Consider the following 19,602-nt stretch of genomic DNA (forward strand, 5'->3'; position numbering starts at 1 on the left):
TGTGTGAAAACAGCCTCAGAAGCTGGCAAAATAACCGCGACATGCCTCGCGGTTATTTTTATGAGACATCTTGAAGGCACCCCTCGAAGTCAGACGCTGATGCTCCCACCCAGCGTTGAAGATTACGTCCCCGAAGATCACCCGGTTCGCGTCATTGATGCGTTTGTGGATTCACTGAATTTGTCAGAGATGGGATTCAGGAAGGCTCAAACGGCTCACACAGGCCGCCGCCCCTATCATCCGGGGCGATCTGCTTATTCTCATGAAGGTTATGGTGACAAAGATTCGGCTGTTTGCAAGAGAGTGATCACCCTGGCGAGGAAGCTGAACAGGACGGTGGTGGCCGAAGGAGTGGAAACCGAGGAACAGTACCTGTATCTCGCCCGGAACGGCTGTCCCAGCTTCCGAAGATATTTTTTCGCAAGGCCGATGCCTTCTGAAGACCTAGTTAAATGGGTGCAGCAGAGAATGGAAGGCGCCTAGCCAAACGTGTCCACGGACGCCACACCGCCCAGACCTCTGTTCGTTCGTGGTGCAATTTCCCCTCTATGATGCCTTATGGGGCGCGACAACTTCCTACGCGCCTTTTTCCAATTTTCTAGTGCATTGAAAAAACTGGCGTTTCTGAATTTCCTGGAAGGCCGAAGGTTGGCATGTGAAGTGCATGCACTTTGGCGATTTGATATCCAGATAAGCATGCAAGGTGGAAGCCGCCGTTATGAGTACCGACCAGGGCCAGGGATTGCGCAAGGGCAATGTGGTTGACCGGATCGTCCAGTCATTGGCAGACGACATTGTAGGTGGGCGATTGACTCCGGGAACCAAGCTGGATGCGCAGAGCATTGCGGAACGGTTTGGTGTGTCCAGAACGCCCATACGGGAAACGTTCGGACACCTGTCGGCCATGGGGTTGGTCACACACCGACCGAACCGTGGCGTTACCGTATCCACGATGCGTCCGGAGGCTCTGTCGGACCTTTATGAAGCTATGGCGGAGCTCGAAGCTGCCCTGGCAAGGCTCGCGACCCTTCGTATGAACCGGGAGCAGCGTGAGCGCCTTGAACAGATCCACCGGGAATCGGTGCATCTTGTTCGCGACGGCAGCACCGAAGCCTACTCGCGCTTTAACCAGGAATTCCACGACCTGATCTTCGAAGCGGCGCAAAGCTCCCAATTACAGGGCCTTGCCGTGGCCACCCGCGCCCGGCTGGCGCCATTTCGCCGTGCCCAGTTCCGGGTGCCCAATCGAATCAGCAAATCCTGGGAAGAGCATGACGCCATTGTCAGGGCGATCCTGATAGGCGACGCGGACAGTGTCGGGCGGTTGATGCGTCTTCATGTTCAGACCGTCAGTGCGATATCAGCGGAATTTGTCGCGGAACACCGCACGCCGGGTCGGCCTGTAGCAAAAGGAAACCAACGATCATGAGTGTCTCGGGGAAAGCGGTATCGAGCGGAGGTGTTATCTGTACACCTCACCGGCAGGCAAGTGAGGCCGGTCTGGCGGCGCTGGATGCCGGGGGGACCGCCATCGACGCGGCGCTGGCTGCCAGTGCGGCGTTGTGTGTGGCGTTTCCCCATATGACTGGCCTTGGTGGCGATGCTATGTGGCTGTTGAGTGACGGGCACAAAGTGGATGCAATTCTGGGGCTGGGCCAGGCGGGCGGGCGCCTGCCGGATGGCGGTGCCATCACCGAGCGCGGGCCTGCCTCTGCCGCCACCACCGCCGGAGCGTTGCGTAGCTGGTCACTGGCTCACCAACTGAACCAAGGGCGCTGGGGATCGCGGATGGGATGGCCGGACTTGCTGGCACCGGCCATCCGTCTGGCCGAGCAGGGCGCTGACGTTTCCGGTTCACAGGTGTTCTGGCAGCATCAGAGGACGGAGCTAATTGCGGGAGCACCGGATCTTCAGCGACTGTGTTACAACGCCAACGGCCAGTTTCGCCAGGAGGGCGAGACGCTGACTCAGCCGGAACTGGCGGCGACACTCAGGCAACTGGCAGACGCTGGAGTGGATGATTTCTATGACGGGGACGTGGCGTGGGCCCTGGCCAAAGGTTTTGATGCCCTTGGCAACGGGTTGACCGTGGATGACCTTCGCCAGACCCGGGCACATCTCGTCGAGCCTCTGAAAATCCGGTACCGCCAGGGTTACCTGTTCAATATGCCACCGCCGAGCCAGGGTCTATACACGCTCCGTGCGTTGCATGCCCTGGACAGGGTGGACCTCAGGGCCATGCCCAACGGCGGAGCGGATTATTACCACTACCTGGTGGAAGCCATCAAGCGGCAACTGGTGAATCGCAACCTGGAACTGTGTGATCCGCAGTTCGCCGTTGCAGACCTGGCGGCCCAGCTATCCCCGGCCCACGCCGATGAAGATGTCGCGCACATCGACCCGTCGCGGGCCACCTCGTGGCGGGAGCCTTCCCACCCGGCGGATACGGTGTGGTTTGCCGTGGCCGACCGCCAGGGGCGCACAGCCTGTGTCATCCAGAGCCTATTTCACGATTTTGGCTCGGGTTGCTTCGCGGGGGACACCGGCGTGCTCTGGCTTAACCGGGGGGCGGGATTCAATGCCGATCCGGTCCACCCGAATGCCTGGGCGCCGGGGAAGCGGGTGGCCCATACACTGAATCCCAGCTGTTACCTGGCAGACAACGGTGAACAGTTCTATTTCGGTACCCAGGGTGGCGATGGGCAGCCCCAGACCCAGATGGTACTGGCCACCCAGTTGATCGATTACGCGCAGCCGATAGAGCGGGCGCTCCATGCCCCTCGCTTCCTGCAGGGGCGCAGTTTCTTCGGGAGTACGGAGAATCTGAAACTTGAGGAATCGGTCGATACGACGGTCGCCCGTGAACTGGAAGCGCGGGGGCACGACGTGGAGTGGCTCCCGAAGTTAAGTCCGTTCTACGGCCAGGCCGGTGTCATACACATACGTCCTGACGGGAGACGCGAGGCAATGCACGATCCCAGGGGGGAGGGTGTCAGCCTTGGCCAAACAACCGAAAAAACGGAAACAACATTATGATGGAAATGATTCTTGCCTGTGCGGGCTTGGGTATTGTCGCTGGTCTTCTGGCGGGAATGTTAGGCATTGGCGGCGGCGTGGTGATTGTCCCGGCCCTGGTGATCATACTGACAAGTCAGGGCTTCCCGGCGGAGTATGTTGTTGTTACAGCGGTAGCCACGTCCCTGTGCACTATCATCTTTACCTCGATTTCCGCAGCCCGCGCCCAGATCAAACGTAAAGCTGTGGATTGGGACATCTTCAGACGCTGGTCCCTGTTGGTCGTGGTCGGCAGTTTCCTGAGCGGTTTTATTGCAGGCAAACTGCCCCCGGTGGTGCTGGAAACCGGCATCGCCATTTTTCTGCTGATCGTGTCGATCATCATGCTCAGTAAATGGGTGCCCAACCCCTCCCGCTCCATGCCGGGCAAAGTGGGTACTTCGGTGCTGGGCTTCTTCAGCGGGACCCTCTCCGGACTCGCTGGAATAGGAGGTGGCAATGTCATGGTACCGCTCATGGTGTTCTTCAATGTACCCATGCAGCGTGCGGTGGCGACCTCCAGCGCCCTGGGTCTGCCGCTGGCCCTGGTAGGTACCCTGGGGTATCTGATCTCGGGATGGGACCTGTCCATCACCGACGGGTCCGTGGGCTATGTCTATCTGCCGGCAGCCGCATTGATTGCCATGTTTACGGTGGCTCTGGCGCCTGTGGGCGTGGCTCTGAGTCATCATATCCCCGCACCGACCCTCAAGCGATGCTTCGGAGCCCTGCTGATGCTGGTCGCACTGAGAATGCTCTACATCTCCATCTGATGTCGGATCTGTCGCCGGGGCGCACGAACCCCGGTTGATCCTGACGCCCGTCTTGTTGTCCCTACCTGTTTTCTCCCTGAGCCCGGCCTGACCGGGCCTTTATTTGGTGCAATGATCAGTGTACTGATCTTTATTGGCGCATGGTTACGGGCATTGAGGCGCCGTATTCATTAACTTGGAATCGAAAATAATAACCTTAAAAACAATGGCTTAAAGTATTTTAGTATCCAAAATACCGAGTTTGGCACAAGTTATGTATGCAATATTCCAGAGGCTAAAAAATACATTCTGGTGCGAAGCGTGATGGGTTCTTCAGAAAGCGGTATAGATAAGAAGTTTGACGGCATTGCCCTAAGGGGAACCTGCCTCCTGAGAGAGGTTTTGCCCAATCTCAGCGGTCGGGTGGTGCTCCATGCAGGGCCTCCGTTTGTCAGCGCCGCTGTACCCGCTGCAATTCGCAACGCGACCATCCATGCACTGCTGTATGAAGGCCAGGCAACCACGCCTGACCAGGCTGCCCGGCTTATCGACGACGGCAAGGTGAGTTTCCAGCCTGCCCAGGATTGGGGCGTGGTTACGCCGCTGGCTCAGGTGGTCTCCCCGTCCATGCCGGTATTCGTCATCGGTGATGGTGTCAGCCAAATGTACGCCCCGGTTGTGGAAGGCGCGCCAACCGGTATCCGTTTTGGTTGCCCCGAACCGGAATGCCTCGAGAACCTCCGCCGCCATGCCCGGTTTGCTAAGACGGAGCTCGCCCCCTCACTTCACAAGTCACCGGTCCAGATCGCCGCGATCATCAAGCGTGCCCTGGCCGAAGGCAATGAGTGCCATTCGCTGACGGACCGCGCAAACGCCGCGCTCCTGGACCAGCTCCAGGGTCTGTCTGGCGAGTATCGGGACCTCCTTGAAAGCAGCCCGGGTTTCGTCCTGCCGGTGTTGATGGGGGCCGCTGGCTGGCTGCTCCAGTTTGGCCCCCGTGCACCGGGCTCTTCGGGCCAGGTGGTCGCTGCCGGCGGCAATGGTCTGCAATTCGGGATACGACTGAGCGGACAGAGGCACTGGTCGACCGTGCCCGCGCAACCACCGGAAGGAACCCGGTTTCCCCATCAGCAAGGGCGTCCTGTGCTGGGTGCGATTGGTGACAGTGCGGTTATCGACTTCTGCGGTCTGGGGGGGCAGGCCCTGGACCATGCGCCTTCGCTGCTTTCTGACTGGCAGGCGTTGCTTCCGGAAGACTGGTCGACGCGCGCCGGAAACGTTCTGGACCCCGACTCCGGCGTGGTTTGCGCACGTCGTGTGAGGGAAAAGCAGACCGTGCCAATTGTGAACCTGGCCCTGGTGAGCGCAGACGCCGCGGGCGGCATTCTCGGGAAAGGCTTTTACCAGCCAGACCTCAGTCTTTTCAAGGCCGCCAGGGCAGGAGCCGCATCATGACATCAGGATCTGTTGTGATCGTGACCGGCGGCAGCCAGGGCATCGGCCTGGCGGTGGCCCGGGACCTGGCCACCCGTGGTATGCGCGTGGTGATTGCCGACCTTGTGAATGCACAACGCAGCGCCCGGTCATTGCAGGACCTCGGCCTGGCGGTGTGCGGGTATGACGTGGACGTGTCCGACCCGGACCAGGTTGAAGCCCTGGTGGCCTACACCCTCGAAGAATACGGCGCCATAGACGCCCTGGTCAATAACGCCGGGATTTACTCGTCACTGGTACCGACCGGATTCGAGTCGCTGACCGCGGAAGACTGGCGGCGGGTGCTCGACGTTAACGTCCTTGGCCTGTTCCTGTGCTGCAAAGCCGTTATACCGGCGTTCCGGCAGGCCGGCCAGGGCAGCATCGTGAACATATCGTCGGGGGTGGCCTTCAAGGGCAATCCGCTCATGGCCCATTACGTGGCCAGCAAAGGGGCGGTGATCTCCCTCACGCGAGCCCTGGCAACCGAGTGCGGAGAGCACCGTGTCCGGGTCAACAGCGTCGCGCCCGGGTTCACCCTGTCCGATGGCGTGAAAGGCCCATCGCTGAAAGGGCGGGTACTGAGTCGCGATATGACGGCGGAGGACCTCGTTGGCGCGGTGGCGTTTTTCGTTGGCAACGAATCGGCGTTCATTACCGGCCAGACCCTGGTTGTTGATGGCGGCGCCTACTTTCACTGAGGTTGAGTCTATGTCCCATGTTATCCCCATCATTGATCTCGCACCGGCACTGAACGGTGGTGCGCAAGCGCGCCGCGAGGTGGCTGCCGAGATCGACCGGACCTGTCGTGAAATCGGCTTTTTTACCATTCGCGGTCATGGTGTTGATCCGGCGCTGATCGATGAGCTGCGTTCCCGATCCTACGAGTTCTTCAATCAACCCGTGGAGCAGAAGCAGCGCATGGCCCCGGCGGATCGCCAGACACCAAGAGGTTACCGTGCCCTGGGGTTTGAAGCGCTGTCTGCGGGGAATGATCAAACCACGCCTCCGGATCTCAAGGAGTATTACCACTTCGGACGCGAGCGGTGGCCCGATGAACCCTATTACACCAGCACGGAAGGCCAGCGCTATTTCATCCCCAACCTCTGGCCTGATGCGCCCGCTGGCTGGTCGGCCGTGGCGGAGCGCTACTACGCCGAAATGGAGCGACTGACCGGAGAGATGATGGCGCTCTGTGCACTGGCCCTCGGGCTGGACGAGACCTTTTTCGCCACCAGGATTGACCGGCACATCACCGCCATGAGGGTCAATCACTATCCCGCACAGCCCTCGTCACCGGCCAGTGGTCAGCTTCGGGCCGGCGCCCATACGGACTACGGCATGCTGACCATCCTCAACGGTGAGAACAAGCCCGGCGGCCTGCAGGTACTGACCCGCAGCGGTGCCTGGGTGGATGTGGAGACAGCTCCGGACACCTTTGTCGTCAATATCGGCGACCTGCTGATGCGCTGGACCAACGATCGCTGGGTGTCGAACACCCACCGCGTGGTTAACCCGCCCGCGGGCAGCCCACAGGAAGCGCGGCTCTCCGTCGCGTTTTTCCATCACCCGAACTACGACGCACTGATTGAGTGCGTCGTCCCGGAGGGAGAAGCAAAGTATCCCCCGGTCCTGTCAGGTGCGTACCGGGACATGAAATACCGGCAAACCCGCGTCTGATGCTTCGTGACACCAACACCACAACGTAAAACATGAGAGGAACACCATGGCTATTTCAAAGCGCTACCTTGCCTCCTTACTCGTTGGCACCCTGGCTTCCACGCAGGTATGGGCTGCCGATCCAATTAAAATCGGTGTGTCCCAGCCCCTGACCGGTGCGGTGGCCGCATCGGGAAACTATGTGACAAACGGCGCCCGGATTGCCGCCGCTGAAATCAATGAAAAGGGCGGCCTGCTGGGACGCGAGGTTGAACTGATTATCGAAGACAACAAGTCCAATCCACGGGAAGCCGTGAACGCCGCTGAGAAGCTGATTCTCAGCGATAAGGTGCCGGTAATCATGGGCGCCTGGAGCTCAACATACACCCTGGCCACCATGCCGAAGCTTGAGGAGTATGGCGTCCCGATGGTGGTGGAGACCTCCTCGTCCAGCAAGATCACCAAGGCCGGCAACCCCTGGATCTTCCGGATTGCCCCCACATCCGCCATGGAAGCGCAGGCGTTCGCCAAGAAACTAGATAACTTCGATCCCCCCATCAAGAAAGTGGATTTCCTGTCAGTGAACAACGACTGGGGGCTGGGCGCCTCACAGGAATTCGAGAAGATGTTCAAAGCCAACGGCATTGAGATTGGCCGCAAGGAAACCGTCTCTCCAGACACGGTCGACCTGTCGGCCCAGTTGTCCGCCCTCAAGGGAACCGGCAGTGACACGCTGATCATGACATCAGGGGTAGAGCAGCTGACTCTGGGTATTCGTCAGGCCGCTGATCAGCAGCTGTCGCAGCGCATCGTGACCACCGGCGGCTCCTTCCCCGAGCCCCTGCTGGCGTCACCGGGACCGAAAGGCTACACCAGCTCACACCTGCTGTTCTTCTCACCCTGGACGCCGGAAAGCGCGGTATACCCGGACATCGCGGGCGCGTTCGTGGATGCGTGGAATGAAGCCGGTTACTCCTTCCCGGGCCTGAGTGAAGGGTTCCGTGGTTACGACGGCATCATGACCATTGCCGCCGCCATCGAGAATGCCGGCTCCACCGATTCCGAGGCCATCCGTGAAGCCCTCTGGGACGTCCAGGTGAAAGGGGTGAACGGGGACATCTCGTTCTTCAAAGACGGACCTGAAGGCAAAGAAAGCGGACAGAACGAGCCCAACGTTTACGTTGTTCAGCTCAAGGACGGCGAAGTCTCTGCTCAATAACCATCTTCAGGGCGGAAACCCGTGGTTTCCGCCCTGTAAACGCAGAATGAAATCCTGGGAGAGGGCAAATGGACCAGATTCTTCAACACGTCATCAATGCCATGGTGCTGGGGTCGACCTACGCGCTGCTGGGCATTGGTCTGACCATCATTTTCGGCATCATGCGGGTGGTCAATTTTGCCCACGGTGAGCTATACACCCTGGGTGCTTACACCGCCTACGGCATGGTGGCCTTACTCAAGCTCGATTTCTTCAGTTCGATTCTGGTCGCCGCACTCATCGGGATGTTGATAGGCGCACTGATCGAGTATGTGTTCCTGCGCCGCAAGGACCTGAAGAACATCGATGAAGTCATGCTGATCATGATCGGCATCATGATTATCATGCAGAACCTGGAATTGATGATCTGGGGTGGGGTGGCCAAGATCATCCCGACGCCTTTCTCACAGGACCCCATTTCCATGGGCGACATCTCCATCTCTCCCACCCGCGTGTTTGTTTTCTGCATTGCGGCGGTGCTGCTGGTGATTTTCTACCTGGGCATTGAACGCACCCGTTTTGGCCTGGCTATCCGGGCCACGTTCCAGGATCAGGATGCGGCCCGGATCGTCGGGGTCAACGTCAAGCGCATCTACACCGTCACCTTCGCCCTGGGTTCCGCCATGGCTGCGGTCGCCGGCGCGCTGCTGGCACCGATGTTTGTGGCGACGCCCCTGATGGGCGACCTGGCAAGTCTGAAAGCCTTTGCGATCGTCATTCTGGGTGGCCTGGGAAGTCTCGGTGGTGCTGCTTTGGGGGGCTTCCTGCTTGCCTTCATAGAAGAATTCGGGGCCAGTTACATATCCAGCGCCTATCGGGATGCGTTCGGGTTCCTGGTCATCATCGTCGTTATGCTGTTTCGCCCTCAGGGTCTGTTTGCCGCTAAAGAGAGGGTCGGTTGATATGAACTGGAAACTGTTTGCAATCTTCGTCGCGATTCTTGGGCTTTTCCCGTTTTTGTGGAGTGATCCCTACGTTCTGTCGGTGATGGGCTCGGCGGGCATCATGATCATTGCCGCCATCAGCCTGAACCTGCTGCTGGGCTACACTGGCCAGTTATCCCTTGGCCACGCGGCCTTCTTCGGTATCGGCGCATACACCAGTGCACTGATGTCACTCGGCTTCGACATTGATACCGGTTTCGGCATGAGTTGGCAGGTGGACGCCAAGCCGGTGTGGATGGCCTTCGCCACCGCGATCCTGGTGACTGCGTTCTTTGGCTGGCTGGTGGGCAAGCTGGCGTTCAAGGTGCGGGGTGCCTACTTCGTTGTGATCACCATCAGCTTTGCGCAGGTGATGCGCATGATCTCCCTGAACTGGACCGACCTGACCGAAGGTCCGATGGGGATGATTTCCATACCGCCGCTCAATCTCTGGGTGCCGGGTGAAGGGCTGATCAACCTTACTTCCAAAGCCGCGATCTACTGGCTGGTGCTGGCAGTTGGCGTGATTGCTTACCTGCTAGTGGCGATGCTGGTTAATTCCCGCCAGGGCCGCGCCATGATTGCCCTGCGTGAAAACGAGACGCTGGCGACATCGGTGGGCATTCCGGTCACCTATTTCCTGTCGATGGCGGCCATTATTTCAGCGGCCATCGCTGGTGCGGCCGGGGGGCTCTATGCCCATACCGTGCGCATTATCGATCCCGATGTTTTCCTGTTCATCTACACCGTCACCATGGTCATCATGGTGGTTGCCGGTGGCAAAGGCACCCTTGGCGGGCCCATTATCGGCGGGCTGATTTTCGGACTGATGCCGGAACTGCTTCGCGGTGTCGTTCAGCCCGAAGTGCAGTGGGTGATCTACGGCATCACCATGATCATTATTCTGCTGTTTCTGCCGCGGGGACTGGTGCCAGCCATCTATGACTTCATTGCGTGGCTACGCTCACCCGTTGCCATTTCCCAGCGCAAAACCGGCCATTCGCTTGCAAAGGAGGCGAACTGATGACCCATGCAACCCAGGTGTCCGAAACCGGCCAGATGGTTCTGTCACTGAAAGGCGTGACCATGAAAATCGCCGGTCTCGTGGCACTGGATAACGTCACCTTCAGTATTCCGGCCGGTGAGATTGTCAGTCTGATTGGCCCGAACGGCGCCGGGAAAACCACGGCCTACAACGTCATTTCGGGATACATGCCGCCAACCGCCGGGACGGTCCACCTGTTTGACGAAGAGATCACCGGGCACTCTCCGCACAGCATCGCCGCCCGCGGCCTGGTGCGGAGTTTTCAGCGCACCAGCGTGTTCGATGACCAGTCGGTCTTCGACAACCTGCTGACCGCCTATCACCTGCAGGGCCGAGCTTCCCTGATTCAGTCATTGCTGCGGCTGCCCAGGTTCCGCGCCGAGGAAGCCCGATTGAAGGCGCAGGTCTGGCAGATGCTGGATTTCCTGGATCTCCGCCATCGTGCGGACGAGCGGGCGGCGTCTCTGTCCTACGGCGAGCAGCGCATCCTCGGGGTGGGGATCGCCCTCGCCGCCAGCCCCAGGATTCTTCTTCTGGACGAACCGGCGGCGGGCCTGAACCCGTCGGAAACCGACGAGTTCAAGGCCATGATCCGCCGTATTGGCGACAGCGGCGTGACGGTGCTGCTTGTCGAGCACGATATGCACATGGTGATGTCGATTTCCGACCGGATTGTCGTGCTTAACCAGGGGCGGGTCATTGCCGAGGGGGATCCCAAGGCCATCCAGAATAACCCCGATGTCATCGAAGCCTATCTGGGCTCAGGAGTGAAACGTGCTTAAGCTTGAAAACGTGTCCGTTCGCTATGGCGCCACCGAGGCCGTCAAAAACGTTTCCATGGAAGTGAAAGAAGGGGAGTTTGTCACCCTCATCGGTGCCAACGGGGCGGGCAAGTCCACCACCCTCAGGGCGATCAGCGGCCTTGAACCCGTGCGGGAGGGGCGTATCCTGTTTGAGGGCGAACCCATACACAATGCCGCTCCTCAGGACATCATCCGGTTGGGTATCGCCCATTGCCCGGAAGGTCGACGGGTGTTTCCTCAGCTGACGGTAAGGGAAAACCTGGAGATGGGCGCGTTCTGTCGGTATGACCGCCAGAGCGTCAGCGCCGACATTGAGCAGAAACTGGAAATGTTTCCCCGTCTTGCGGAACGGGAGCGCCAGGCCGCCGGTACACTCTCCGGCGGTGAGCAGCAGATGCTGGCTATTGCCCGCTCCCTGATGTCGCGTCCCCGCCTGGTGATGTTTGACGAACCGTCCCTGGGCCTGGCCCCGAACTTCGTGGAACAGGTCTTCAAGCTGGTCTCGAGCATATGCGCCAGTGGCACGACGGTTCTGATGGTGGAACAGAACGCTTACGCCGCCCTGGACTTGTGTGACCGATCCTACCTGCTGAGCACCGGTGAGGTCATGCTGAGTGGCACGGCGGAAGAGATGCTGAACAACCCGGACGTGCGCCGGATCTACCTGGGTGGCGAGGCAGCGACGGCCTAGGACAGCTTCAGTGAGGCGCGCCCATGTTCGTTGTTGGCACTGACAATTTTGCGCATATAGCGAATGAAGCGTTCGCGTTCCGCTTTGGTCAGTGGCTGCAACGTGCGTTCATGGGCGCGCAGGGCGCTGCCCGCGACTTTCGTCAACAATGACTCACCTTCAGCGGTCAGGCGTACCAGCTGCCGGCGACCGTCTTCGGGGCATTTCCGACGCTCGATCAGGCCGGCTTTTTCCAGTCGACGCAACACATCCGTTGTGGATGCCCGGTCGATACCCACCTTCTGGCCCAGCTGCTTCTGGTCCAGCTCTTCATCTTCCAGCGCGGTGATCACGCTGAACTGGACCGGCGTCAGGCCGAAGGCCTCGCATTCGTCATGAAACAGGGCCACGTGAATCTGGTGCAGGCGCCGAATCAGGAAGCCCGGACGTTCCGACAGGATATCCAGGCGTTCTTCCGACGCCTGTTCGGCGGCAGTGACAGGAGCGTTGACGGGCATGGGCGACAGTGTCCTTCTGATGAGTCGAAACCAACAACGGCCTATTGTTACCCATCAGCCCGGGCCAATGCCAATAAGCGGGAAATCCGGGCGCCTCAGAACAGGCGCCGCAGCCACCGTTTGAAGGCCATCCAGGTGAGCTGGAAAATACCAAGGGAAGACTGTTTCACCGGGGCTTCGCCGGCCATATGCCGGCCAAAGTTGGTTTGAAACTGCTCGATCAGCACGCTGATGATTTCCTCCACCAGGCCACCGCGGCTGAACTGGGCCAGGGCGCCGCTCATTTCAAAGCTGATCGACACCGTCATGCGGCTGGCGGACTCGTCCAGTTCTTCAAGGGAGAAGGAGAGCGTGCCCTTGGCCCGGGAGTTGGAGCGACTGTCGGTGCCCTGACCACTGACCTCCCCGTGCCAGCGGCTGTCATCGAACGTGGCCTTGCCCTCACCAGCGATGCGTGCCGAGACCGGCCCCAGTTTGACATGAAAGAAGCCCTCCAGGGTGCCGTCGTCGTTCATGGTGCTCAGTTCGGCACCTGGCAGGCAGGCTACCACGGCGGGCAATTCATCCCGCAGGATGGCCCAGACGGCGGGGGCGGGGTGCGCCAGCTCGAACCGGGCTTCAATGCGACGGCCATTTCCTTCGGCCACGCTGCGGGTGGTGGGGCCCCGGCTCTCGTCCCGGGTGGTCTCCTCAAGCGGAATGGCGTCGAAATCCTGCAGTTCCATAGCGCCCAATGACGGGGCGGTTGCCAGGTCCGGAACAGGCTGGTCGCCGTAGCTTTCCAGCACCCGTTGGATGGCCCGCACAATGCCCGCGTATCCGGTGCACCGACACAGGTTGCCGCTCAGTTCATAGCGGATGCGCTTGTCGCTGATGGTCTGGCCGGCGAACCGCCGCACGATGTCCTGCGCGGTAATCAGCATGCCGGGTGTGCAGAAGCCGCATTGCAGGGCGTGCTCCCGGGAAAACGCCTCGCGTAATCTGGTCATCACGGCATCGGTGTCATAGGCCTCAATGGTCCGGACGTCGCTGCCTTCACAGCTGGCGGCCCAGGTGAGGCATGAACGCACCGGGCGACCGTCCTTGACGACGGTGCATGCGCCGCAGATGCCCTGTTCGCAGCCCAGGTGGGTGCCGGTCAGTAATAGATCCTCACGGACGTAGTCTGCCAGGTTGCGCCGGGGCTCAACGTTCAGCTCAGACGCGCGGCCATTGATGGTTACCGTTTTGCTGTTCATCGGGTCTTGCTCCGCTCGAAGGCCTCTTTCATAACGCGAATACGCACCGCGAGTTCCACGTCGTCCATATCGGGGTAGCGCCTGGCGAGCAGTTGACGCCAGACGTCAGGTTCCAGGGCGTCAGCGCCGGTCTGAACGATTGGCGCACCGGGCAGGGCGCCGAATACCACCCGTTGATCGTCCGGCTCGGAGCCCCTGAGAATGGCGGTCATGGCATGGGCCAGTTCGCCGGTCTTGCGGCAGAGCTTGAAATAGCCGAAACGGTGGTCTTCGGGGACATCCGGCACAAAGACCGCGATCATCAGTTCGTCTTCGCCAATGACCGTCTGCATGGCGCCGGAAATGAAGTCTTTCAGATACAGGCGGCGACGGACGGCTCCCTGGGTGGACTGACGTTGTAGAACGACCTGCGCCCTCAGCGCCGTCAGCGTGGTGGCCCAGTCAGCGGCCGGGTCGGCATGGGCAAGGCTGCCCCCAATCGTGCCACGGCTGCGGACCGCACGGTACGCAATGCCACGAGCCACCTGGGGCAGAATGCCACCGGTGTTGTCCGGAACCAGGCCGTCTTCAATTTCGGCGTGGGTGACCGAGGCGCCGATCAGGACGCCCCCGTTTACGCGTTTTACGCCCCTGAGCTCCCGGGTGACAGACACGTCCAGCAGGGTGCCGGGCCGTGCCAGCCGAAGGTTCAGCATCGGGCCCAGGGACTGGCCTCCCGCCAGTGGGCGGGTGTCGCCGTGGGTCATGCCCTGGCAGGCGTCGGTGACGGTCTCTGCCCGTTGATAGTCGAATGCCTGTGGTTTCATGATACGGCCTCCCTGGTGGCAGCCGTTCGGGCCTTGTTGATGGCACGCAACAGGCGCTGTGGAGTGACCGGCACTTCGCAGATCTCTGCCTGCAGGGGCCGGAGTGCGTCGTTAATGGCGTTCACAATGGCGGCGGGTGGCCCGATGGCACCGCTCTCTCCAATGCCTTTCTGGCCAAACTCGGTATACGGCGACGGCGTTTCCATGTGGTCGATTGTGATGGCCGGCACTTCCGTTGCGCCTGGCAGCAGATAGTCGGCCAGGGTCGAAGCCAGTGGCTGGCCGTTCCGGTCAAACGGCATCTCCTCATAGAGGGCGGTGCCGATGCCCTGGGCGACGCCTCCGTAGACCTGACCGTCAACGATCATGGGATTTACCAGTACGCCGCCGTCCTCGACGATGGCGTAATCCAGGATCTCCGTGGTGCCAAGCTCAGGGTCGACTGCAACCACAACCGCGTGGCAGGCGTAGCTGAAGGTGCCACTGTCCCGTTGTGGCTTATACCCGACGGTGACTTCAAGGCCACCGGAATCGACGTTGTCCGGAAGCAACTGGGGCTTGAGGTACCAGACCCGGGCCACGTCCTGCAGGGTGACGGTACCGCTGGTTTCCGATGAGCACACCACGCCGTCCTGCACCTTGACCGACCCCGCCGGCACTTCAAGCAGGTGGGCGCCGATGAGGGCAATCCTTGAGGCCAGGGCTGTGCAGGCGCGGGCAACCGCGCCCCCCGCCATGACCATGCAGCGTGACCCCCAGGTGCCGGTGGAGTAGGGGGTCAGCGCGGTATCACCATGAACAACCTGAACCTGGTCTGTATCGATCCCCAGGACCTCTTCGGCAACCTGGGCCAGGGTTGTTTCCAGTCCCTGGCCGTGGGAATGGATGCCCACCCGGACCTCCAGGGTTCCATCGGGCGTCAACCGGACCACGGCCTGTTCGTGGCCCGGAACCATGGGAATGCCCCAGCCGGCGTAGACCGAAGTGCCGTGGGCGGATTGTTCACAGAATATGGACATACCAAGGCCAATCAGACGACCGTCGGGTTCGGGCTGCTGCTGTCGCTGACGCACGGCTTTCAGGTCGATTGCGGCCACGGCGCGTTGCACACACTCGATGTAGTTGCCACTGTCGAAGTGTTTGCCGGTGATGTTGTTGAACGGCATGTCCTCCGGTTTCACCAGGCAGTCCAGACGCACATCGGAAGGCTCCCGTCCAGCGGCCCGGGCAAGGGCATCGATGGTCAGTTCCATGGCAAAGCACACGCCTGTGCGTGCCACGCCCCGATAGGGGAGGATCGGTGGTTTGTTGGTCGATGCAGAGATAGTGCTGCAGCGATAGGCGCCGAAGTCGTAGGGGCCCGGAAGGATGCTGGCCACCTGCGCGCCCTCCAGGCAGGCGGAAAAGGGGTAAGAGGAATAGGCGCCCGCGTCAACGACGGCGTCGGTGTCCATGGCCAGTAACCGGCCGGATGCATCGCCATAGGCGGTGACCCGGTAGTGGTGTTCGCGGCAGTTGGCATTGGCGGTGAGCTGCTCTCGCCGGTCCTCAAGCCAGCGCACCGGGCGCTTGAGATGCATCGCCAGCCAGGCGACACACACTTCTTCCGCCAGCAGGATGCCTTTGTAGCCGAAGCCGCCGCCAACATCCGGCGCCACCACCCGAATCTGCTCATGGCTCAAACCCAGGCACTCGCACAGGCCGGTACGGACGATGTGGGGAATCTGTGTCGAGGTATACACCTGAAGCTGCCCCAGCCGCTTGTCCCAGACCGCGAGAACGCCGCGTCCCTCCATGGGAGACATGCACTGGCGGGCGGTGCGGAACTCCCGTTCGATCTTGATGGCAGCCTCGCGACGGACGGTGTCCAGGTCACCGTCAACGAGGGTGTGCTGGAAGATGTTGTCGCCCCATTCGTCATGGACCAGTGGCGCGCCCTCCTCGAGGGCTTCCAGCATATCGGACACCGCCGGAAGGTTGTCGATCTCCAGCTCGATCCCGTCGGCCAGGTCTTCGGCCCTGGCCCGGTCCGAGGCGATGCAGGCAGCAACCAGTTCGCCAACATAGCGAACCTTGTCGTTGGCCAGGATGGGTTGTTCCGATGACTTGAATCCCGGCAGCGCTGAATCCGCGAGGATGCCTTTTACGCCGACCAGATCGGCCGCAACAAAAACCTGCGCCTCGGAACCCGGGGGTTTGGTGACGTTTTTCACTCGTCCATGGGCGACCGGACTGCGAAGAAATGCGACTTCGAGCATGCCAGGCAGACTCATGTCGCCCACGTACTCACCACGTCCCCTCATGTAGCGGTCGTCTTCTTTACGCACCTTTCTGGCGCCGACACCGCGCTCCTGCGTGACTGATGCTTCGTCGTGGTTTTTGCTCTGCACCTTCAGTTCCTCCGGGAATCGCCGCCAGAAAGCTAAATTAAAAAGGCTTTAAAAACGGCAACTTGCTGTTAAGCATGGAAATGTATTTCAGAAAATAATCAGTACACTGTTTAATTTGATTGGGGCTACTGTATACTATTAGTTCGTGTACTGCATAATTTTTTTGATGTCGCGGCGTCAGATGAAGAGCGAAAGCAATACCCGTGCCGCTCGCGCGCCTACAGAGAGGAGAAGGCTTATGGAACGTAAACCCTACGACCTGCTGCTGAAGTCGGGGCGCGTTGTTGATCCTGCGAACCGGAGCGATGGCGTTCTGGATGTCGCCATCAAGGACGGTCGCATTGCGGCGGTGGAAGCGGGTATTAACCCGGATCTGGCCGAGGAGGTCATTGACGCGGAGAACCGCCTCGTAACCCCCGGTCTGATCGATACCCATGCACATGTGTTCGAGCATGTGACCGGGCGCTTCGGGCTCAATCCGGATCGTTGCGGTGTGCAGGCCGGTGTGGCGACCCTGGTGGATCAGGGCGGGCCCAGCCTGATGACGCTGCCGGCCTTTCGCCATTACATCTCCGAACCCGCCCACAGCCGTGTTCTGTGTTTCCTGTCCGCATACCTCGTGGGCGGACTGGAGGGGCATCACTACCCGCAGCTCTACAGTCCGGAAGACGTTGATGTGAAGCGGACGATAGAGGTGGGCCTGGCCAACCGGGACCTGGTCAAGGGCATCAAGGCCCATGCCGAAGTTGGCGGCAAATCACGCTGGGGCATGGACGTGATCAAGCAGGCCCGGGATATCGCCCGGGGCATTGGCGTACCCTTGTACATTCACCTGGGCCAGATATGGCCAGAAGCCGGTAAAGGCATTGATGATCCCGACACGGTGATAGAAGAGCTGGTGCCGCTGATGAAGGAAGGTGACATTCTTGCGCATCCCTTCACCCGGCACCCGGGCGGGTTTATCTCCAGCAAGACCGGAGAGCTGCATCCGATCATTCGCGCGGGACTGGACCGGGGCTTGCGCGTGGATGTGGGCCACGGCTCCCATTTCAGCTTTGAGATGGCGCGCAAGGTGATTGATGCCGGTATCCTCCCCAATACCCTCGGGGCCGATATGCACGGTTATAACACCGACGCCGGTCAGGCGAAGACCGCGAACCGGGAAGCCAGCCCGTTCTTCGGCAAGACCCGTTTCTGTCTCACCCACGCCATGACTGAATTGCTGGCACTGGGTGTGTCGCTGAACGAAGTGATTGCCACGGTGACGAGTAATGCCGCCGGCATGCTGGGCATTGATGATGAAGTGGGCAGCCTTTCGGTTGGCCAGATTGCCGACGTGTCGGTGCTGGAGCAGGTCAGGGGCCGGTTTACCCTGACGGATAACAGTGGCGTGACCGTCAACGCGTCGGAAGCACTCAGACCCCTGTTCATGCTTCGTGAAGGAATTCGTTTCGACGTGGACAGTCCAGTGGTGGTCGAGCCAATGGATCTGGCCGGTTGATTCCCGATGAGGTATCTGTGCTCGCGGCAGCCCGGGATTTCCTGGGCCAGGGCGAGGCAGTCGCACTGGTCACCCTGGTCAACCGCCGGGGTTCCGCACCCAGGTCACTGGGCAGCCAGATGGTCATCAGCGGTCAAGGTAACTGTGTGGGGAGTCTTACGGGCACCGGTTGTGCCGACCAACTGATTGTTCACGAGGCGCTCGAAGCCATCAGGGTGGACCGGAACCGATGGTTGCGCCTGGGCGCCGGGTCAGCTTATCTGGACATTCGCTTGCCTTGTGGGGCAGACGTTGAGTTCTATATTGATGTCCGGACAGATGGGGACAGCCTGGCAAACCTGCTGGAGCTGCATGAAGTCCGCCGCCCGGTGGCGCTGGAGATTGATACCCGGGCCTCGACCTCCCGTGTGGTGATCGATGCTGAGACCATCCCGCCACCTGAGGGCGTGTTCCGGCGCTGGCTGTATCCCCGCCAGCGGCTGGTGGTGATCGGGCAGGGGCTCAACGCCATGGCCCTGAGTCAGGTGGCGGTGGCCAGTGGGCACGAGGTCATGATGTTCTCGCCTGATGCCGGAACACTTGAGGTGGCCGCTCAGGCCGGTGCGGCCACATTTGAGTTGCCCACAGCGCGGGCGTTTGCCTGCCCGGCGCCGGACCCCTGGACGGCGGCCGTCACCATGTTTCATGACCACGACTGGGAAATGCCTATCCTGAAATCGCTCCTCGGGAGCCGCTGTTACTACCTCGGCGCCCTCGGAAGCCATCGGACCCATGCCCGACGACTTGAACATCTGCACGAGCAGGGGCTGGGCGATTGGGCCGAGTCCCTGCACGGGCCCGCCGGACTGGCTATTCGTGCCCAGACACCGTCTGAAATCGCCCTGTCGATACTGGCGGAAATGACCCGGGCATATCGGTCAGTTGATCGTCCGCTGCTTGTTCCGGGCTCCGGGAGCCTCCGTGATGTCCGGAGTTGCCCGCCGGCGCTCAGTTAACCGGCACATTTTTTCGATAGGTTGGAGTCACAGCGGCCCAACTCAAATCAATAACTGGTCAGTCACACCTGTGGCGGAGTTGCCGAAATTCAACTGAAAGCCAATCGCCAAGGTCATTATCTGGTGAACGGCACCATAAATAATCACAAAGCCACCTTCATTCTGGACACCGGCGCTACAACGGTATCCGTCTCAGAAGCCGTAGCCCAAAAAGCAGGCCTTAGTCGAGGACAGCCAGGTATTGCACAGACGGCGGCTGGCACAGTTAAGGTATGGAGTACGACCATACCGGAGCTCCGCATGGGGAATATGAGGTTCAATCATGTGCCTGGCACTATCAGTCCCGCCATGGACCCCGAAATGGTATTACTGGGGATGAGCGTCCTTAGACAGCTAAACTTCTCTCAGCAATCGGGGAGTTATGGTGATTTCTGGTGTATGGAAGCAGGCTGAAAGGGTGGCGTATCCTGTTGGTTGATCACCGCCAAGATCACAACCAACAGAGGATGGATACGCC

19 protein-coding genes are annotated in these 19,602 nt (G+C 60.4%); 15 read left to right on the forward strand and 4 right to left on the reverse strand.

Features of this window, described 5'->3' with window-relative positions; all coding sequences use genetic code 11:
• Positions 1-3 precede the first annotated feature (3 nt).
• The 12 genes from QUE75_RS02180 (at position 4) to QUE75_RS02235 (ending at position 11,658) form a co-directional block, all read left to right on the forward strand.
• Positions 4-483: an EAL domain-containing protein gene (locus QUE75_RS02180; RefSeq protein WP_286253373.1), complete on the forward strand. Its 480-nt coding sequence runs from the start codon at positions 4-6 to the stop codon at positions 481-483.
• 235 nt (positions 484-718) lie between these two features.
• Positions 719-1,429 carry a GntR family transcriptional regulator gene (locus tag QUE75_RS02185; protein WP_286253374.1) on the forward strand — a complete coding sequence of 237 codons (711 nt, stop codon included), beginning with the start codon at positions 719-721 and terminating at the stop codon, positions 1,427-1,429.
• Positions 1,426-3,036, forward strand: coding sequence for a gamma-glutamyltransferase family protein (locus QUE75_RS02190; RefSeq protein WP_286253375.1), 1,611 nt, complete (start codon positions 1,426-1,428; stop codon positions 3,034-3,036). The genes QUE75_RS02185 and QUE75_RS02190 overlap by 4 nt, the downstream gene beginning before the upstream one ends.
• On the forward strand, positions 3,033-3,827 hold the full coding sequence (locus QUE75_RS02195) for a sulfite exporter TauE/SafE family protein (RefSeq protein WP_286253376.1): 795 nt from the start codon (positions 3,033-3,035) through the stop codon (positions 3,825-3,827). The genes QUE75_RS02190 and QUE75_RS02195 overlap by 4 nt, the downstream gene beginning before the upstream one ends.
• 381 nt (positions 3,828-4,208) lie before the next feature.
• Complete coding sequence (locus QUE75_RS02200) at positions 4,209-5,261, forward strand: oxamate carbamoyltransferase subunit AllG family protein (RefSeq protein WP_286253377.1); 1,053 nt, start codon at positions 4,209-4,211, stop codon at positions 5,259-5,261.
• Complete coding sequence (locus QUE75_RS02205; protein ID WP_286253378.1) at positions 5,258-5,980, forward strand: SDR family NAD(P)-dependent oxidoreductase; 723 nt, start codon at positions 5,258-5,260, stop codon at positions 5,978-5,980. The genes QUE75_RS02200 and QUE75_RS02205 overlap by 4 nt, the downstream gene beginning before the upstream one ends.
• A 10-nt stretch (positions 5,981-5,990) precedes the next feature.
• Positions 5,991-6,959: an isopenicillin N synthase family dioxygenase gene (locus QUE75_RS02210; RefSeq protein ID WP_286253379.1), complete on the forward strand. Its 969-nt coding sequence runs from the start codon at positions 5,991-5,993 to the stop codon at positions 6,957-6,959.
• A gap of 46 nt (positions 6,960-7,005) precedes the next feature.
• Positions 7,006-8,157: an ABC transporter substrate-binding protein gene (locus tag QUE75_RS02215; protein WP_286253380.1), complete on the forward strand. Its 1,152-nt coding sequence runs from the start codon at positions 7,006-7,008 to the stop codon at positions 8,155-8,157.
• 68 nt (positions 8,158-8,225) lie between these two features.
• Positions 8,226-9,098 carry a branched-chain amino acid ABC transporter permease gene (locus QUE75_RS02220; RefSeq protein ID WP_286253381.1) on the forward strand — a complete coding sequence of 291 codons (873 nt, stop codon included), beginning with the start codon at positions 8,226-8,228 and terminating at the stop codon, positions 9,096-9,098.
• 1 nt (position 9,099) lies between these two features.
• Positions 9,100-10,143: a branched-chain amino acid ABC transporter permease gene (locus tag QUE75_RS02225; RefSeq protein ID WP_286253382.1), complete on the forward strand. Its 1,044-nt coding sequence runs from the start codon at positions 9,100-9,102 to the stop codon at positions 10,141-10,143.
• A complete protein-coding gene (locus QUE75_RS02230; RefSeq protein ID WP_286253383.1) occupies positions 10,143-10,946 on the forward strand; it encodes an ABC transporter ATP-binding protein in 804 nt (267 codons plus the stop codon). Before QUE75_RS02225 ends, QUE75_RS02230 begins: the two co-directional genes overlap by 1 nt.
• The gene (locus QUE75_RS02235) at positions 10,939-11,658 is read left to right on the forward strand and encodes an ABC transporter ATP-binding protein (protein WP_286253384.1); all 720 of its coding nucleotides are present in this window, start codon (positions 10,939-10,941) and stop codon (positions 11,656-11,658) included. The genes QUE75_RS02230 and QUE75_RS02235 overlap by 8 nt, the downstream gene beginning before the upstream one ends.
• Here QUE75_RS02235 and QUE75_RS02240 read toward each other — a convergent pair.
• The 4 genes from QUE75_RS02240 to QUE75_RS02255 all read right to left on the reverse strand — a co-directional run bounded on the left by QUE75_RS02240 (position 11,655) and on the right by QUE75_RS02255 (position 16,589).
• Positions 11,655-12,155 (reverse strand): MarR family winged helix-turn-helix transcriptional regulator, encoded by a 501-nt coding sequence (locus tag QUE75_RS02240; RefSeq protein WP_286253385.1) that lies wholly within the window; start codon positions 12,153-12,155, stop codon positions 11,655-11,657. The genes QUE75_RS02235 and QUE75_RS02240 overlap by 4 nt on opposite strands.
• A gap of 95 nt (positions 12,156-12,250) precedes the next feature.
• Entirely contained in the window at positions 12,251-13,393 is a 1,143-nt protein-coding gene (locus QUE75_RS02245; RefSeq protein WP_286253386.1) for a xanthine dehydrogenase family Fe-S subunit, read from the reverse strand.
• Complete coding sequence (locus QUE75_RS02250; RefSeq protein WP_286253387.1) at positions 13,390-14,199, reverse strand: FAD binding domain-containing protein; 810 nt, start codon at positions 14,197-14,199, stop codon at positions 13,390-13,392. Before QUE75_RS02250 ends, QUE75_RS02245 begins: the two co-directional genes overlap by 4 nt.
• Positions 14,196-16,589, reverse strand: a complete 2,394-nt coding sequence (locus QUE75_RS02255; protein ID WP_286253388.1) for a xanthine dehydrogenase family protein molybdopterin-binding subunit — start codon at positions 16,587-16,589, stop codon at positions 14,196-14,198. The genes QUE75_RS02250 and QUE75_RS02255 overlap by 4 nt, the downstream gene beginning before the upstream one ends.
• Positions 16,590-16,827: 238 nt before the next feature.
• Here QUE75_RS02255 and QUE75_RS02260 point away from each other — a divergent pair, with 238 nt between their 5' ends.
• From QUE75_RS02260 to QUE75_RS20570, 3 genes are all read left to right on the forward strand, one after another.
• Positions 16,828-18,090 (forward strand): amidohydrolase/deacetylase family metallohydrolase, encoded by a 1,263-nt coding sequence (locus QUE75_RS02260; RefSeq protein ID WP_286253389.1) that lies wholly within the window; start codon positions 16,828-16,830, stop codon positions 18,088-18,090.
• Between the two features lie 17 nt (positions 18,091-18,107).
• Complete coding sequence (locus QUE75_RS02265) at positions 18,108-19,085, forward strand: XdhC family protein (protein WP_286253390.1); 978 nt, start codon at positions 18,108-18,110, stop codon at positions 19,083-19,085.
• A gap of 123 nt (positions 19,086-19,208) precedes the next feature.
• Entirely contained in the window at positions 19,209-19,538 is a 330-nt protein-coding gene (locus tag QUE75_RS20570; RefSeq protein WP_396631681.1) for a retropepsin-like aspartic protease family protein, read from the forward strand.
• Positions 19,539-19,602: the final 64 nt, after the last annotated feature.

The organism is Marinobacter shengliensis, assembly GCF_030297115.1.
GTDB classification, from domain to species: domain Bacteria; phylum Pseudomonadota; class Gammaproteobacteria; order Pseudomonadales; family Oleiphilaceae; genus Marinobacter; species Marinobacter shengliensis.

Bases quoted from the DNA above. Each gene is read 5' to 3' on its own strand.
- QUE75_RS02220 (WP_286253381.1), top strand. From the start codon at position 8,226: ATGGACCAGATTCTTCAACACGTCATCAATGCCATGGTGCTGGGGTCG.
- QUE75_RS02245 (WP_286253386.1), bottom strand. From the start codon at position 13,393: ATGAACAGCAAAACGGTAACCATCAATGGCCGCGCGTCTGAGCTGAAC.
- QUE75_RS02215 (WP_286253380.1), top strand. From the start codon at position 7,006: ATGGCTATTTCAAAGCGCTACCTTGCCTCCTTACTCGTTGGCACCCTG.
- QUE75_RS02240 (WP_286253385.1), bottom strand. From the start codon at position 12,155: ATGCCCGTCAACGCTCCTGTCACTGCCGCCGAACAGGCGTCGGAAGAA.
- QUE75_RS02205 (WP_286253378.1), top strand. From the start codon at position 5,258: ATGACATCAGGATCTGTTGTGATCGTGACCGGCGGCAGCCAGGGCATC.
- QUE75_RS02260 (WP_286253389.1), top strand. From the start codon at position 16,828: ATGGAACGTAAACCCTACGACCTGCTGCTGAAGTCGGGGCGCGTTGTT.
- QUE75_RS02185 (WP_286253374.1), top strand. From the start codon at position 719: ATGAGTACCGACCAGGGCCAGGGATTGCGCAAGGGCAATGTGGTTGAC.
- QUE75_RS02230 (WP_286253383.1), top strand. From the start codon at position 10,143: ATGACCCATGCAACCCAGGTGTCCGAAACCGGCCAGATGGTTCTGTCA.
- QUE75_RS02190 (WP_286253375.1), top strand. From the start codon at position 1,426: ATGAGTGTCTCGGGGAAAGCGGTATCGAGCGGAGGTGTTATCTGTACA.
- QUE75_RS02195 (WP_286253376.1), top strand. From the start codon at position 3,033: ATGATGGAAATGATTCTTGCCTGTGCGGGCTTGGGTATTGTCGCTGGT.
- QUE75_RS02210 (WP_286253379.1), top strand. From the start codon at position 5,991: ATGTCCCATGTTATCCCCATCATTGATCTCGCACCGGCACTGAACGGT.
- QUE75_RS02250 (WP_286253387.1), bottom strand. From the start codon at position 14,199: ATGAAACCACAGGCATTCGACTATCAACGGGCAGAGACCGTCACCGAC.
- QUE75_RS02225 (WP_286253382.1), top strand. From the start codon at position 9,100: ATGAACTGGAAACTGTTTGCAATCTTCGTCGCGATTCTTGGGCTTTTC.